Source organism: Treponema vincentii F0403 (assembly GCF_000412995.1).
In the GTDB taxonomy this organism is placed as follows: Bacteria; Spirochaetota; Spirochaetia; order Treponematales; family Treponemataceae; genus Treponema; species Treponema vincentii.
In genome coordinates, this window is the sequence record NZ_KE332512.1 from 937847 (window position 1) to 953295 (window position 15449).

Consider the following 15449-nt stretch of genomic DNA (forward strand, 5'->3'; position numbering starts at 1 on the left):
TACAATCAATGCAAAAGATGCTATGCGATTCTTTTTCATACGTTTTTCCCCCATTCGTTCGGTAAAACGCTCAACACACGTATCCGCCTCAAATATCGGCAGAACTAATCCGGAACTTTAAAAATTAACTTTTATAGGAATTCTCTAAAAATCCTATTTTTAAAGAATCCTTGTTTTTAGTATTACGTTTAACGGATGATTGTTAGAACACGGTATGCTGCCGTATATACTGTTATGGGAACCTCTAAAAACTGCAAGCCTATCGGCTTGTTCTGTAAAGAAATTCATTAAGTTATCCGCTTCGCGGACTGCGAATCAATTTTTAGAGGTTTTCCTTAGATGTAATTTGCTTCCCGCTAAAATATGGAAAGCTTTAGAAAATATCAATTAAATACTGTTTAATATATACAGCTAATAGACTGCTTTGTCAAGGATTTAGTTCGGTTCTCACCCGCTTTACGCCGCTGTATTTGCCGTCACCTTAAAAAATGCAAAAATATACGGTTTTTTATGATTTATTGTATAAATATACTTGATATAAAGAACGGATTGTGTATAATTTAGCTACTACCTATAACTACAGTTTAAAAGGAGAAGTAGAGTATGAAGCACAAGATGTTATGCTTATTAGCTGCTTTGATGAGCGCCGCACTTATTTTAGCAAGCTGCGGCGGACAGAGCGGCGAAAAAAGCGCTGCTGCCGGTAATGCCGACGCAGAGTTTATTATCGGTAACGGTGCCGAACCGCAGAGCTTGGATCCTGCAAAAGTTCAGGGTGTACCGGAACACCGCATTAATCTGGCGTTGTTTGAAGGTCTGGTTACCTATGATCCCAAAACCGGTAATGCAATACCGGGCGTCGCCGAATCATGGGATATCAGCGAAGACGGCATGACATATACCTTCCACTTGCGGAATACCGAGTGGAGCGACGGTACGCCGATTACTGCAAAGACCTTTGTCGATTCATGGCTGCGCACACTTGCCCCCGAAACGGCTTCTCAATATGCCTTTATGATCAATATGATTGTAAAAGGAGCCGAGGATTACAACTCCGGTAAAGCGGATGCTTCTACCGTCGCTATCAAAGCTGTTGACGATAAGACGTTTGAAATGCAGCTGACCGGTACAGCCCCTTATGCGATCGACGTTGTTGCGCACTATGCCTTTAATCCGGTTCCGCTGCATACAATTGAAAAATTCGGCGCCGATTGGATTAAACCCGGCAACTTTGTCGGAAACGGCCCCTTTGTGCTTGAAGCATGGACGCCGCAGGAAAAGGTTACCGTCGTACCGAACGAAAAATACTGGAATAAAGCAAACGTTCATCTTTCACGCATAACATTCTTACCGATCGAAGACAGCAATACGGCTTTTGAAAAATACAAGGCCGGCGAGATAGATTGGAATACCGGTATTCCTGTTCCGCGTATCGATGAAGTAAAACTGCTGCCCGACTATCAGGTCGCACCTCAGCTTTCTACTTACTACTACATCTTTAACGTAAAGCGCGGCCCGCTGCAGGATGCCCGCGTACGCAAGGCATTAACAATGGCACTTGACCGTCAAGAGTTGGTAGAAAAAGTAACAAAGGGCGGCCAGCTTGCAACCCGTTCCATTGTTCCTCCGATGGCAGGTTACACACCCGGTGAAGGTGCAGGCTATGATCCCGAACAGGCAAAAAAACTGCTTGCGGAAGCGGGATATCCCGACGGAAAAGGCTTCCCCTCATTAACGGTTATCTATAATACGTTGGAAGGGCACAAGCTTATTGCCGAGTATGTACAGGCGTCATGGAAGCGCAATCTCGGCGTCGATATCAAGATTCAGAATTATGAATGGAAAACATTCCTTGATATGCGTAACCAGCATGAGTTCGATATTTCCCGTGCAGGATGGGTAGGAGACTATCAGGATCCCAATACCTTCTTAGAGATATTCCTAACCAACAGCGGCCTTAATGACGGTCAATACAGTAACCCCAAGTATGATGAATTGGTGCGTAAAGCTGCGAATATGAAAGGCGGACCGGAACGTTTCCAAGTTCTACACGATGCGGAAGCGGTATTCTTGGAAGAAGATCAGGGAATATTGCCGATGTATTCGTATGTCAGCCAGAACCTTATCGATACGACAAAGTGGGAGGGTTGGTATGTCAATCCGCAGAATATTAATCCCTACGTCGGTATTAGAAAAGTGAAATAACGGGCAACATCAAAAATCTTAAAAAGTAATAAGCTCTGCAGGTTATCTGCCGGCAGAGCTTATTTTTTAGAGAGTCAGAGAATTTGGGGGAAGCATGATTCGATTTATCATACGTCGGTTAATCAGTTTAATACCGACGCTCTTTTTAATTGTAACATTCAGCTTTTTTATCATGAAAGTTGCGCCCGGAGGCCCTTTTTCCGCTGAACGGAATCCTCCGCCTGAGGTGCTTGCAAACATCAATAAGGTCTATCATTTGGACGAGCCGTTACCCAAACAATATGTGCGGTATTTGGGGAATATGCTGCGAGGAGACCTCGGCCCGTCTTTCAGATACAAGGACTATACCGTTAATGATTTAATAGGCAATACCATGCCGAACTCGCTTATTCTCGGTATTACAGCCCTTTGCAGTGCTCTTGTTTTCGGATTACTGGTCGGGCTTGTTTCTGCAGTAAAGCGCAATTCAGCTGCCGATTATGCTGCGATGTCCGTAGCGGTTATCGGAATTTCGGTTCCGTTGTTTGTTGTCGGCCCGCTTTTAATGCTCCTTTTTGCAATAAAATTGAAATGGCTACCTACCTCCGGCTGGATCACCGGTCGTCAAGGGCTTAAAACGCTTATTATGCCGGCGCTTGCGCTGTCTCTGCCTTATTTTGCATATATTGCTCGTCTTTCCCGTGCCAGTATTTTGGAAGTGCTGCGTTCGGATTATGTCCGTACTGCGTATGCAAAGGGGCTTTCGTATCCGGTAGTTCTCTTTAAACATGCACTAAAAGGCGCAATGCTGCCGGTTATCAGCTATCTCGGCCCTGCTTTTGCCGGTATTATCACCGGTTCCGTTGTTATCGAAAGAATATTCTTGGTTCCCGGGCTCGGTACCTTCTTTGTACAGTCCGCGCTTAACCGCGACTATACGCTGATTATGGGAACGGTGGTTATGTATTCCATCATTTTAATATTTATGAATTTTGTTGTTGATATTCTCTATGCGGTTATCGACCCCCGCATTTCATATAAGTGAGGCTTAAGATGGACGTTAAACAAACGGACGGTACAAACCAAACTACGGACGGCGCACCGGTTAAAAAGAAAGGCGGCGTTCCCGTTAATGAATTCAACCAATCGATGAAGCCGATATCCCTTTGGGATGATGCATGGAGGCGGCTGAAGAAAAATAAAATGGCGCTTATGGGACTGTTCATCGTAGGCTTTTATGCAGCGCTTTCGCTTTTGGCGCCGCTGCTGCCGATTTATTCTTATTCGGAGCAGGCGATTATCCATCAAAACCTGCCGCCTTCTCTTAGTAAGGCTGGAGATGTGATGGTGCGCGCACTCCGTGCGGATATGATGCGGACGGCAAAAAAAGAAGGCCGAAATGAGCTTTCCGAAAAGCAAAAAGCCGAGCTTGCCGCTTTGCAGCAGGAGGTAAAGAATAATCCGGTACATAACCGCCGCTATCTTTTGGGCACCGATGCCCTCGGACGGGATATGTTTGCCCGTGTCGTATACGGCGGACGTATTTCCATTATGATCGGCCTTATCGGTACGATTACCTCGCTTTTTATCGGTGTATTGGTCGGTGCTGTCAGCGGGTATTTCGGCGGCTGGCTCGATAATATATTGATGCGCTTTGTCGATATTATGTACGGTTTACCGTATATGCTTGTCGTTATCATTATGATGGCGATCTTGGGGCAAAATATCGTCATTCTGTTCGTCGCAATCGCACTCGTTTCATGGCTGACCATTGCACGCGTTGTACGCGGACAGGTTATCAGCTTAAAGAACGCCGAATTTGTCGAGGCAGCCCGTTCGATGGGAGCTTCCACGCCGCGTATCATCTTTAGGCACATACTGCCGAACACGCTCGGTATTATCATTATTTATTCAACGCTTTCCATTCCGGGTTTTATTATGAACGAGAGCTTCCTTTCGTTCTTAGGACTCGGTGTTTCCGCCCCGCGCGCTTCATGGGGTTCGCTTGTTTCCGACGGAGTAAACGTTATGACGCTCTACCCGTGGCAGCTGTTGGTTCCGGCAATCGCAATGACGGTTTTCTTATTTGCAATGAACTTTCTCGGCGACGGCCTCCGCGATGCCTTCGATCCTCAGAGTAAAAACAGGGTGTAACGATGAACAATCAAAAATCAGACGAGAAAATCTTACAGGTTAAAAATTTACAAACATGGTTCTGGACTGATGCCGGTATCGTAAAGGCTGTTGACGGCGTTTCTTTCGATTTGCACAAGCGCGAAATGCTTGCGATAGTCGGCGAGTCCGGTTCGGGAAAGAGCGTAACCAACTTAGCGATTATGAACCTCATTCCGAATCCGCCGGGTAAAATTATCGGCGGCGAGGTATGGTACGGCGGAAAAGACGTGCTCAAGATGGATAAAAACGAGATCCGCCAGCTACGGGGAAACAAAATCTCGATGATTTTCCAAGACCCGATGACGAGTCTTAATCCTTTCTTAAAAATCTCTACGCAGATGATCGAAACGATTCGGCTGCATCAGGGCTGATCAAAAAAGGATGCGCGCGATAGGGCGATTGAAATGCTCAAGCTTGTCGGCATTCCTGCGGCAGAAAAACGGGTAGACTGCTATCCGCACCAGTTTTCCGGCGGTATGCGCCAGCGCGTTATGATTGCAATGGGCCTAAGCTGCGATCCTGAGGTGCTGATTGCCGACGAGCCGACCAGCGCATTGGACGTTACCATTCAGGCGCAGATTTTGGACTTAATCGGCGACTTGAGTGCACGGCTCGGTACTGCCGTTATTCTTATTACCCACTCGCTCGGATTGGTTGCCGGTATGTGCGACCGCGTATGTGTTATGTATGCAGGGCGTGTTGTTGAACAGGGCGAGGTAGATGAATTATTTGCAAATCCTGCGCACCCTTATACGCGCGGACTGATTAAATCGGTGCCGCGGATGGACAAAAAAAATGCCGGACGGCTCTTTTCCATCAGCGGACAGCCGCCGAACGTTATCGATTTGCCGCCGTGCTGCCCGTTCTATCCGCGCTGCAGCGAAGCGATGCCGCAGTGTAAAACGGAGTACCCCGCTTCATATAGCCTTTCCCCTAGTCACCGCACCAGTTGCTGGCTCTATCAGTCGGGGAAGCCGGCAGGGGAAGCGGCTGCAACGGTATCGAACAATGCTGCAGCTGAATCTGCGGGAAATAACGAATAGGAGGATGCGGATTTATGGAAGAAAGATATAACGAATCGGAAGCATTATTGACCGTTAAAGACTTAAAGATGCATTTTCCGTTTGCGGAAGGGGGACTCTTTTCGCGCAAAAAAGGCGCTATCCGTGCGGTAGACGGTATCAGTTTTTCGGTTAAAAAGGGAGAAACCCTCGGTTTAGTCGGGGAGTCCGGTTGCGGAAAATCAACCGCAGCGCGCGCCATCGCGCAGCTGTATACGCCGACATCGGGTTCAGTCCGGTTTAAGGGGATGGAACTTGCGGGATGTTCGCCCCACACGCTGATGCAGGCGCGCAAGGATATGCAGATGGTATTCCAAGACCCCTATGCATCGCTGAATCCCCGTATGACGGCCGGAAACATTATCGCGGAGCCGATGCGGATTTTAATGCAGCGCGGTATCCTTTCGTACACCAAACAGGAAATTGACGACCGGGTTGAAGTGTTAATGGAAAAGGTCGGGCTATCTCGCTTTTTCCGCAACCGGTACCCGCATGAGTTTTCAGGCGGGCAGCGGCAGCGTATCGGTATCGCCCGTGCGCTTGCGCTTCAGCCGGAACTGATCCTTGCAGACGAACCGGTCAGTGCGCTCGACGTATCCATCCAAGCGCAGATTTTAAACCTGTTTAAGGATTTACAGGATGAGTTCGGCCTGACCTACGTGTTTATCGCGCACGACCTTGCCGTTATTCAGTACATTTCCACGCGGGTTGCTGTTATGTACCTCGGCGTTATCGTGGAAATTGCGAATGCCGAAGAGCTTTACTCAAAGCCGCTGCATCCGTACACGGAAGCGCTCCTTTCCGCAGCGCCTATCCCGGATCCGGAAATCGAACGCAAGCGCAAGCGAATTATCTTATCGGGAGATGTGCCTTCACCTACGGAACAGCGCACGGGCTGCTACTTTTATGACCGCTGCCCCAAGCGTATGGAACACTGCAAAAACACTATCCCGCAGCTGAAAGACAAGGGAAACGGCCATCAAGTAGCGTGCTTCCTCTGCGAATAAGCCGCTGCCATTTTCGGCAAGCAGCTGAAAATTGCTATGCTGTAAGGACTAAGACGGCAAACTTTTAGCTGCTATTATTAACACAAAAAAGCGCTGATTAATTCGAAAACGGATAAATTAGCGCTTTTTTGTATTTTTAGGGAATATCTTGCAAAGTATAAGTGGATATGTTAAGGTTCTACAGTGTATAGAAAAGTAACATTTTATAAAACGATTGATGGGAAATGTCCTGTTGCCGAATTTATTGATGCCCAACCGTTGAAGGTCGCAGCAAAAATAGCATGGGTGTTAAAGCTTGTTCAAGAATTGGAGGTTATTCCTAAAAGCTATTTAAAAAAAATAACAGATACGGAATTTTATGAATGTCGAATAGAAATGAGCGGTAATATATATAGAATTTTAGGATTCTTTTATAACGGTAATTTAGTAGTTCTTACCAATGGGTTTCAGAAAAAAACACAAAAAACACCTACAAAAGAAATAAACATTTGTAAAGAACGGATGAAAGATTTTATTAGCAGAGGAGACATCAATGGATAATAGAACTTATGATCTGGACGATTATATTATCGCAAAGAGTATAAAAAATCCTGAATTTGAAAAAGAGTTTAATGCAGGATACGAAGAATTTAAAATCGGTGCAATAATTAAAGGGCTGAGAATAGAATCGGGAATGACACAAGAAGAACTTGCAGAAAAACTCGATATAAAAAAAAGTGTTATTTCAAGGATGGAAAATCATTCTGATGATGTAAAGCTTTCTACTCTACAAAAAGCTGCCGCCGTTTTCGGTAGGCAGCTGAAAATGGCAATACTGTAAGGACTAAACTTTTTTCAGGAGTAGCAGAGCAAACGCATCAGACGGAATCAACACCCCCGACGCAAGCGTCGGGGTATGTTGTTCTCATAAGGTGGTTGCAGTCGGCTTTAATACCCTTTGTTACGACGCAAGCGTCGGGGTATTAAACCCTCCGCACGAATAAATGAGAATTGCAAAATAAATAGGCTGTGAGACCATTTGAACCATCTTCAACTGATGTACATCCGTGGCGGTTCTGATTAGATAGGGGCGTAGGGGAAGACTTTCCTTTTTATCGAAAAAAAAGAAAAGTCTTCCCCTACACTATTACTCTTCCGTTGGCGCTTTAATAGGCGTGTATACGTAAAAGCCTTTTTTGGAGCGCAGGCCGAAAAGCTCGTGCAATACTTGCAGATCGGCGGTTTTATAGAATCGGGCATTTTCTGCGAGCAACGTTTTTAAGATTTCATCGGCTACGGGTGGCTCTTTATATAAAACCTTTAACGAATATGTTTCCTTTATGCCTGCCTTTGTCGCTGCATAATTGACGGCATCGGTAAAACCGCCCAGCTCATCGGCAAGCTGAAGCTCCTTTGCCCGTGTGCCGGAATATATCTTCCCTTGAGCCAATTCTTCAACCGTTGCACGCGGGAGATTTCTGCCTTGCGCCACCTTATCTAAAAAGACCGAGTACGTATGCATCACTTCCAATTCCGATTGCGTTTTTTCTTCATCAGTCGGATTGCGGAAAAGCGAATAAGGCATACGGCCTGTTGCACTGATGCCGTCTACATGAATCCCGAAGTACTCTTTTACGGCATTTTGGATAGTCGGGGAAACGGCAAAGACACCGATTGAACCGGTAATGGTATAGGGGGAGCAAAAAACATAGTCGGCGGAAGATGCAATCCAATACGCGCCCGATGCCGCGATACTGCCCATCGATACTACGACAGGTTTACCGATCTTTTTAGAGAGCCTATCCACGCTTCTTCTAATGTCCTCCGAAGCATTGACTTCCCCGCCGCCCGAATCAATCCGCAATACAACCGCTTTAATTGAATCGTCGTCGGCAGCTTGATCGAATAAGTCCGTCAGGGTGGGGCTATCCGCGTTATCGGCGGTATTGTCGGCTGTCCCCGTAATCGAACCGGTTAAATAAATAACGCCGATTTGATTATCCGTTTCTTTCTTTTTAAAGGTCTTGTTGTAGTCGTCATAGTTGATAAAATCCCGAGAAGAAAGATTATATGTTTCTTCGTCCAACACACCGAGTGCAACACCGCATTCTTCGTAAGTACCGATGTCGGTAATCAAATTTGCATCTAACGCCGCTTGAGCGCTGTCGCCCTTTGCTTTTTGAAGTGCATCGTTATAATGCACTGCGTACGCTTCCAGAGAATCTGCATCGGATGCCCTATTTGCCGCTATATCCTGTAAGTATGTCTGCCATAAGTCTGTAAACACGGATAGGTGATTACTGTGTACCCCGGCAGACATACCGGTGCGGGTATAGGTTTCCGCCATCGACTTGAATGCTCCGGCATGGACGGCATTCCACTGAATACCGAATTTTTTTTCCATTTCACCGTAAAAAAGCGATTCGGTATAAAAGCCCGATAAATTCACCTCGCCCATCTGATCAAGGTATATATGATCCGCAAAAGAAGCGATGTAATAGCGCCCTAACCCGTAGCCGGTAGAAAATGCGTAGAGCGGTTTATTGGAGTCCTTGTATTCAAGAAGTGCCGTTTTTAATTCGGTAAAATGGCCTGACGAAATACCGTAAAGTCCGCTCAGGTCGACCAAAACCGCTGTAATCCGCCGGTCATGTGCAGCGCGGCGTAACGCATCGGTAATATCCGATAAAAGAATTGAATCGGATGCCGTTTCGGACAGCAGATAATTCCGCCAGATAAATTCGTCGGGTTTTTCGGTCAGACGTCCGGCAGGATTAATCAGTAGGAGGGAATCGGCATAAACCGTAATGCGGCTATTCTTTGCTTTTCCTTTGTCGTCATTATATTTATAAATACCTGCAATAACTAAAAAGAGACAGAAGAAGAATATAAGATTGAGGATAATAAGGCGGATAAGATTGAGGCCGCGAAAGAGCGAATAAAAAAAACCGCGTTTTTTATCTTTCATATTGAATTCCTCCGATGCAGCGCTTTCAGAAAAATGATTGTGTTAAAGCTATTGGAAGCCTCTAAAAATCTAACCTAGTTGTTAGAGATGCCCTATTGCCGGTTGAAAAAGCTTATGCGGTGTAGTTTGGAATAAGAGGACGCGGCCAGGGATTATTCGGCAATCTTATCACGGCTGCCGAAGTTATACTTGCCACATCTGATAGAAGGACTGCCCTGGGGGGGACTTGAACCCCCATGCCCGTGAAAGCACTAGTACCTGAAACTAGCGTGTCTACCAATTCCACCACCGGGGCAAAAAGCGCATTGCAATGAATTCATTATAGATAAAAAGAGGCTTTTGTCAATTGCTTTTTTTTGATATACTTCGCTAAATATGAGCGTATATCCGTCGGACAAACTGTTTAAACTGTTGCGAAGCATCATTATTGTTCTAATCGCAGCGATTGTGATCGGAACCGTTATAGCCTTTGTCAAAAAGGCAAAGGAACAAACTTCCGGCCGGCAAGATGAAGATTCGGAAACGGGCGCCGCCTATATTCCCCCTAAGGAATATGCGTTGTATGGGGATCTCGGCCAGCTGCGCGCCGTTACCGCCGATAATCCGCCGATTACCGTTGTTCTCAAGCCGTTCCTTGAATATAAGGCTTCGGATACTGCGTTTCAGGAAGAGTTGGTTGCAAAAAAAGAAGCGCTTAAAAAAAGCATCCTCGACTGGTTTTCGCTCGAAAGCGCGTATCGGTTAAGCAGCGAATTGCCGCAGGATGTAAAGCTGGCGCTTATGGACAGGATAAATAAACAGCTTGTATTGGGAAAGATACATAATATCTATTTTGAAGAATTCGTTATTCTTTATTAAATTAATGGATGGAGGAAACATAAAAATGGTTGCAGTACAGATTATTATCGCAGTAATTCCGATTGTCGGAATTGTGATGGGAAGCGTTCTTGTCTTTTTTTATTTTTTGTGGAGACATCAGCAGATCATGCTCCAGATTAAGACAAATACTTATATCCGTCCTGTCTTTAATGTCCGTCTCTTTTGTCTGCTGTTGGGTATTATGCTTACGGTAATCGGCAGCGTTTTATTCTGTTTGTTCTATTTTATTGCAGGCGCCGGTTATATTTTACTCGGCGGCCTTATTCCGCTTGCACTCGGTATCAGTCTTACACTCTTTTATACGATTACACAGCGCAGCCGGAATAAGGAAGTGCAAAATTCTTCAGTGCCGGACTCATCAACGGAAGGATAGGTAGGTGACGATGAATGACGATTATACCGGCGTACATAACCATAAAACGGAAGGGCTTAATCAAGCGCTGCGGGATTATGAGGTGTGCAAAGCGGTGTTAAACGGCAATACACAGGCCTTTGCCATATTGGCGGCACAGTATCAAAAGCGGGTCTACATGCTCGGCTTGAGTTTTTTTGACAATACCGACGATTGTGAAGACTTTGTACAGGATGTAATGCTAAAGGCTTATTCTGCACTAGGAACATTCCGTGCCGAAGCTCCGTTTGCGACATGGCTGATGCGTATTGCCTATAATACGGCGCTCAATTCGGTTAAAAAACGGAACCGTTACAGCTCGCTTGCAGACGGTACCGAAATCGAATATCGGGGGGATAATCCCGAAGAAAAACATCTCAATGAATGTATTGTGTTATCGGTGCGCGAGGCGGTAAATAGCTTACCCGATAATTACCGTATTTGCATCGACCTGTATTTCTTTTACGACATGAGCTATACCGATATCGCGGCCGTTACCGAACTGCCGCTGAATACGATTAAATCCCATATCTTCCGTGCCAAAAAGATTTTACGGGAATATCTTAAAGAAGACCGTACCGTCTTTGAATACACTCATCGGAGACCGAGTCTTTCCTACCCGGCCGTTGTACAGCAACATCATTAATGGAGAAACTATGAACTGCGATATTTTCTTAAATCGGTATTTGTCACTTGATAAAAATGAGCCGCTTTCTGCCGGTCTTAGGCTGCATATTTTATGCTGTAAATCATGCCGGCATAGTGTGAACCGGCTAACTGCCGCAGAAAACGTTCAACGGCGGATATTGGATATGCCTATCGATGCAGACGAACGGATGCTAAGCGCCACCATGAATGCGATATACTTACTCAACAAACAGGCTGCTCCGGTTGCTGCCCTGCAGGAAGAAAGTAAAACACTGCTCTCGTGGCTTGCTGTCGGCGCCGTTTTGATAATCGGATTTATTCTTTTGCCGTTCAGCGATATTGGAAAAATCGGTCTAATGCAATTCGGCGATTCTTTTTGGATTTCGTTCTCCTTGCTGTGCGCCTGCTCCGTTATCGTTTATTTTGCCGTGTTCCTTGCAAAGAATTTGGTCTTTTTTACCGAAAAATTTACGAGGCAAGTGTAAGGCGGAGTACAAGGTAAGCCGATTTTAAAAATGCATTTTGCAGCTTAGAGAAGCCTTTGTATATGGTGGAGATAACCGGGGAATTTTGATGTGTGTTCATAAAATGCTCCCTTCATTTACTGTGTAATTGACAATGTTAAGCGGAGAATGAAGAAGTGTGTTTTCTCATTACCCATTATGCATAATTTTTGTTCCAAGCACTTTCTCCAATCTCCACTGAGGCGGAACTCCGTCATTGCTTCTCATAAACAAAACATTTCACTATGTCTAAATTTTTTATGTGAATCGGTTTTTGAACGGGATAGCGCCGTGCTAATATGCTCAGCATTGTCCGCATCTGAAAGCCGTGTCCTACAATCACTGTATTTTTATTTTCTATTAAAGATATCAATGCTTCGACTTCATGCTCGACCATCCGCTTTGTTCTTTCCTGCCGCGGATTGTTGCAAAACCACTGCATCCGTCCCCAGAATAGCCACCGCCAGAGCGAAAGCGGCTTATCAGAATCTCGATACGGATAAATCGGTATTTCCGAAAGCTCTGGCAACCGCATCGGTGTTTTATCAGGAAAGAGCAGTACCGCCGTGTCAATGCTTCTTTTTAACGTACTCGTATAAAGTTCAAAATACTCCGGTAATTCATCTCTGATAGAGCGAAGCTGCGAATCGTTGATCTGTTCTATCGGTGCTTCATCATACTCAGCCTGTGCCTGAGCAAAGCCCTCAGCCGTATATTTCTTTTCCCAATTAAAAAGCACGTGTGCATGCCGTATCAAAATAAGCATAGGATAAAAATGGTATGGCAAAGAGGGGGGAGTGTCAAGCGTAGATAACTCAGGTAACTATTAATCACATAAATTGAAAAGCACTTGACTGTGTACACAAAATAATGCAAACTAACAATGGAGCAGATAACAATGCTGACCTTTGAATGGGATGTAGAAAAAGAAAAATCCAATATTGAAAAGCATGCAGGAATAACGTTTACAACAGCTTCAAAGGTTTTTCTTGATAGCCATGTTCTCATAAAATATGATAGTAAGCATTCGTCTTTTGACGAGGATAGATGGAATGCGATCGGTATGGTTAAAGATATTTTATTTGTTGTTTTTGTAGAATATACACAGGATAGCATTAGAATAATTTCCGCTCGCCCGGCAGAACAGGAGGAAATCGATGAGTACTATCGTAACTATGACGCTTGAAGAAGTTATGAATGCACCGCTGACGCAGGAAGAGATATTGAATATCCGTCAAGCTGCCGCTAAAGTACCATCAAAGCAGACAGAATACGACCCTGAATGTCCAAAACAAACCAAAGAGGAACTTGCTCAATTCCGCCCGCTCAAAGAGGTAAAACCTGAACTGTATGCGAAACTTCATCCTGAATGGTGCAAACCTAAAAAGACGGAAATTCATATAAGAGTTGATACCGATGTCTTAGAATGGTACAAAGCACAGGGCAAAGGATATCAGACAAAAATGAATGCCGTTTTACGCGCTCATGCGTTCGGGTAATCAATACCTTCGATGCAGAGTATCGAGGCAAGGTTTATTCCTGTTGCAAAATGTTCAATATCTTGTCTTTATCGCTTGCAGCAGTGTATTCCGTAAATGAATTTCCGTTTAAGTGTAACACAATACTGCAAATCTCCATTAAAAATTCATAGTCGTGAGAAATAACAATAACGATTTTATCTTGTGCTTGCAATTCCTGCATTTTATCGGCTATAAGGCGCATATTCTTTCCGTCTAAGCCGCTCGTCGGTTCGTCGAAAATATACGCGTTCCTTTTTAATAATGAGGCGGCGGCGATTGCCAGTCGTTGTTTTTGTCCGCCGGAGAGGATTTGCGGATGTGTCTCCGCAACGGTATCTAAACAGTAATCTTTTAGGATTTCAGTAGTGTCGGCGGCGGAATCGTTTAATCGCAGTTCTTCTGCAGCGGAAACTTCAAAAAGATTACTGTCAAGGTTATTTGACAAATAGTATATCGTTTTCCTCCGTGTACGGCTGTTGAGTTTTATGTCATTGCAGCTGTCTTTTCCGCACGAATAAATACTGCCGTGTTTTTCACGCAGCAATCCGCTCAGTACTTTTGCGAAGGTGCTTTTACCGGCGCCGTTACCGCCGATGATGCCGTATATCGTGCCGCTTATAAAACAATAGCTTAAATTTTTCAGTAACGATTGTCTGTTGTATGAAAAAGAGATGTTATCGATTTTCAGGCACCGTGTTCCGGACATTGTTTTTCCGTGCGGTTCAATACAGTCAAGGGAATATAAGCGTAAGCCCTGCTGCCGAAAAAATTCAACCGGTGAATGTTCAAATATTTCCTTTGTATAGCAGCGGATAATTTTTCCGTCTTCTATGTAATAATACCGATCGATGATATCTTTGAGATAGTAGATTCGATGTTCGGAAACGATAAGCGTTTTCCCTTTCTTTTTTAACAAAGCCATTAATCGTTTTAGCGCTTCCACACTTGCCATATCGAGATTTGCGGAAGGTTCATCAAATACATAGACCGGCGGATCAAGTGCATTGATTGAAGCAATCGCGACTTTCTGTCTTTCGCCGCTTGAAAGCTGAAATAGATTTCTTGTTCGTAGCGTTTCGCCGTTAATCATACGTAGAGAGTCGGTAATACGCTTGACAATTTCGGTACGTTCGATGCCGTAATTCTCCAAGCCGAATGCAATTTCATCTTCTACAACTTCTGCAAAAAACTGACTTTTAGGATTTTGAAAAATAGAACCGACCATTCGTCCTATCTCATATAATTCCTTTTTAGTCGTGTCGATACCGTTAATCGATATACTGCCTTTCATTTTGCCTGAAAAAAATGTATAGGCAAGCCCGTTGAGGATTCGTGTTATCGTTGTTTTTCCGCATCCGCTCAATCCGATTAAAGCGATAGCCTTTCCGTCTTGTATCTCCATCGTTATATCATCAAGATTTTCTTTTGACGATTGCGGATATGAATAGTAGATATGATCTAATGTAATCATTTTTAATGCAGCTCCCAATAATATAATCCAGCGGATATAACAAGAGCGATCAGTGTGATAGCCCAATCGACAGCGGTAAATACGATAGCCCGCTTAGAGGTGTGTACTCCGGCAGCGGATATCCCCCGTACTTCCGCAGCAGCAGCTAATTCTTCCGCTGTTTTAGAAGCGGAAAACATCATTGGGATAAAGACATATTCCATTGTTTGCGGTGGTTTTGTTAAGGTAAATAATCCGCGCAATTTTAAGGACTCGATAATCTCTTTAAATTCATTTCCGATAACCGGAAAAAAACGCATCATAAAAATAAAAGATAACGCAATATTTCTATTGATTTTCAATTTGTTTATAACAGCGGTCAATTCTCCCGGCGGTGTTTTAATGATTGGAATAACCGATATAAGCACAGCGATCATTCGAGTGATAATAAATAAAAACATTTCCGGCAGCAGTGTTCCTAATCCGTTACCCTTTGAAATAAGCTGTATTGTTTCGACAATGAGTAAAACAAAAACGCAGCGGAATATACTGCGATAGTGTTTTTGAAAAACGCCATACGCTGCCAATAAACCGATTAAACAGAAAAATACGGTATTCTTGGAAATAACCGACACCAAAAATACCGTACAAAAGAATATCGCCAATTTAGTACGGAAATCCATA

At 44.4% G+C, this 15449-nt stretch carries 16 protein-coding genes, 1 tRNA gene and 1 pseudogene; 13 read left to right on the forward strand and 5 right to left on the reverse strand.

Features of this window, described 5'->3' with window-relative positions; translation table 11 throughout:
• Nucleotides 1–603: 603 nt before the first annotated feature.
• The 7 genes and pseudogenes from HMPREF1222_RS04135 (at nucleotide 604) to HMPREF1222_RS04165 (ending at nucleotide 7247) form a co-directional block, all read left to right on the forward strand.
• Nucleotides 604–2205 carry a peptide ABC transporter substrate-binding protein gene (locus tag HMPREF1222_RS04135; protein ID WP_016518342.1) on the forward strand — a complete coding sequence of 534 codons (1602 nt, stop codon included), beginning with the start codon at nucleotides 604–606 and terminating at the stop codon, nucleotides 2203–2205.
• A 94-nt stretch (nucleotides 2206–2299) separates the two neighbouring features.
• Nucleotides 2300–3229, forward strand: a complete 930-nt coding sequence (oppB, locus tag HMPREF1222_RS04140) for an oligopeptide ABC transporter permease OppB (protein WP_006189604.1) — start codon at nucleotides 2300–2302, stop codon at nucleotides 3227–3229.
• An 8-nt stretch (nucleotides 3230–3237) separates the two neighbouring features.
• Nucleotides 3238–4338 (forward strand): ABC transporter permease, encoded by a 1101-nt coding sequence (locus tag HMPREF1222_RS04145; RefSeq protein ID WP_016518343.1) that lies wholly within the window; start codon nucleotides 3238–3240, stop codon nucleotides 4336–4338.
• A gap of 2 nt (nucleotides 4339–4340) precedes the next feature.
• A pseudogene (locus tag HMPREF1222_RS04150) lies at nucleotides 4341–5402 on the forward strand (ABC transporter ATP-binding protein).
• Between the two features lie 14 nt (nucleotides 5403–5416).
• Nucleotides 5417–6427 carry an ABC transporter ATP-binding protein gene (locus tag HMPREF1222_RS04155; RefSeq protein WP_016518346.1) on the forward strand — a complete coding sequence of 337 codons (1011 nt, stop codon included), beginning with the start codon at nucleotides 5417–5419 and terminating at the stop codon, nucleotides 6425–6427.
• Nucleotides 6428–6610: 183 nt separating this feature from the next.
• Nucleotides 6611–6967, forward strand: coding sequence for a type II toxin-antitoxin system RelE/ParE family toxin (locus tag HMPREF1222_RS04160; protein WP_016518347.1), 357 nt, complete (start codon nucleotides 6611–6613; stop codon nucleotides 6965–6967).
• Nucleotides 6960–7247: a helix-turn-helix domain-containing protein gene (locus tag HMPREF1222_RS04165; protein ID WP_016518348.1), complete on the forward strand. Its 288-nt coding sequence runs from the start codon at nucleotides 6960–6962 to the stop codon at nucleotides 7245–7247. Before HMPREF1222_RS04160 ends, HMPREF1222_RS04165 begins: the two co-directional genes overlap by 8 nt.
• Before the next feature lie 306 nt (nucleotides 7248–7553).
• Here the strand turns inward: HMPREF1222_RS04165 and sppA are convergent, their stop codons facing one another.
• Nucleotides 7554–9374 (reverse strand): signal peptide peptidase SppA, encoded by a 1821-nt coding sequence (gene sppA, locus HMPREF1222_RS04170; protein WP_016518349.1) that lies wholly within the window; start codon nucleotides 9372–9374, stop codon nucleotides 7554–7556.
• Nucleotides 9375–9585: 211 nt separating this feature from the next.
• Nucleotides 9586–9669 (reverse strand) — tRNA-Leu (locus HMPREF1222_RS04175).
• A gap of 80 nt (nucleotides 9670–9749) precedes the next feature.
• Here HMPREF1222_RS04175 and HMPREF1222_RS04180 point away from each other — a divergent pair.
• The 4 genes from HMPREF1222_RS04180 to HMPREF1222_RS04195 are packed head-to-tail and all read left to right on the forward strand — an operon-like array spanning nucleotide 9750 to nucleotide 11777.
• Entirely contained in the window at nucleotides 9750–10232 is a 483-nt protein-coding gene (locus HMPREF1222_RS04180) for a flagellar basal body-associated FliL family protein (RefSeq protein ID WP_016518350.1), read from the forward strand.
• Between the two features lie 25 nt (nucleotides 10233–10257).
• Nucleotides 10258–10626: a hypothetical protein gene (locus HMPREF1222_RS04185; protein WP_006189610.1), complete on the forward strand. Its 369-nt coding sequence runs from the start codon at nucleotides 10258–10260 to the stop codon at nucleotides 10624–10626.
• 10 nt (nucleotides 10627–10636) lie between these two features.
• Entirely contained in the window at nucleotides 10637–11290 is a 654-nt protein-coding gene (locus HMPREF1222_RS04190; protein WP_016518351.1) for an RNA polymerase sigma factor, read from the forward strand.
• 10 nt (nucleotides 11291–11300) lie between these two features.
• Nucleotides 11301–11777: a hypothetical protein gene (locus tag HMPREF1222_RS04195; RefSeq protein ID WP_006189612.1), complete on the forward strand. Its 477-nt coding sequence runs from the start codon at nucleotides 11301–11303 to the stop codon at nucleotides 11775–11777.
• 232 nt (nucleotides 11778–12009) lie between these two features.
• On the opposite strand, the gene HMPREF1222_RS04200 is transcribed toward HMPREF1222_RS04195, so the two are convergent.
• Nucleotides 12010–12561: a phosphoglycerate mutase family protein gene (locus tag HMPREF1222_RS04200; protein ID WP_016518353.1), complete on the reverse strand. Its 552-nt coding sequence runs from the start codon at nucleotides 12559–12561 to the stop codon at nucleotides 12010–12012.
• Nucleotides 12562–12693: 132 nt separating this feature from the next.
• Here HMPREF1222_RS04200 and HMPREF1222_RS04205 point away from each other — a divergent pair, with 132 nt between their 5' ends.
• Nucleotides 12694–12981 (forward strand): BrnT family toxin, encoded by a 288-nt coding sequence (locus tag HMPREF1222_RS04205; protein ID WP_016518354.1) that lies wholly within the window; start codon nucleotides 12694–12696, stop codon nucleotides 12979–12981.
• Entirely contained in the window at nucleotides 12953–13294 is a 342-nt protein-coding gene (locus tag HMPREF1222_RS04210; protein ID WP_006189617.1) for a BrnA antitoxin family protein, read from the forward strand. The genes HMPREF1222_RS04205 and HMPREF1222_RS04210 overlap by 29 nt, the downstream gene beginning before the upstream one ends.
• A 34-nt stretch (nucleotides 13295–13328) precedes the next feature.
• On the opposite strand, the gene HMPREF1222_RS04215 is transcribed toward HMPREF1222_RS04210, so the two are convergent.
• Together HMPREF1222_RS04215 and HMPREF1222_RS04220 are read right to left on the reverse strand one after the other, a co-directional pair.
• On the reverse strand, nucleotides 13329–14786 hold the full coding sequence (locus HMPREF1222_RS04215) for an ABC transporter ATP-binding protein (protein ID WP_016518355.1): 1458 nt from the start codon (nucleotides 14784–14786) through the stop codon (nucleotides 13329–13331).
• Nucleotides 14787–14788: 2 nt separating this feature from the next.
• Nucleotides 14789–15448 carry an energy-coupling factor transporter transmembrane component T family protein gene (locus HMPREF1222_RS04220; RefSeq protein ID WP_016518356.1) on the reverse strand — a complete coding sequence of 220 codons (660 nt, stop codon included), beginning with the start codon at nucleotides 15446–15448 and terminating at the stop codon, nucleotides 14789–14791.
• Nucleotide 15449 lies beyond the last annotated feature (1 nt).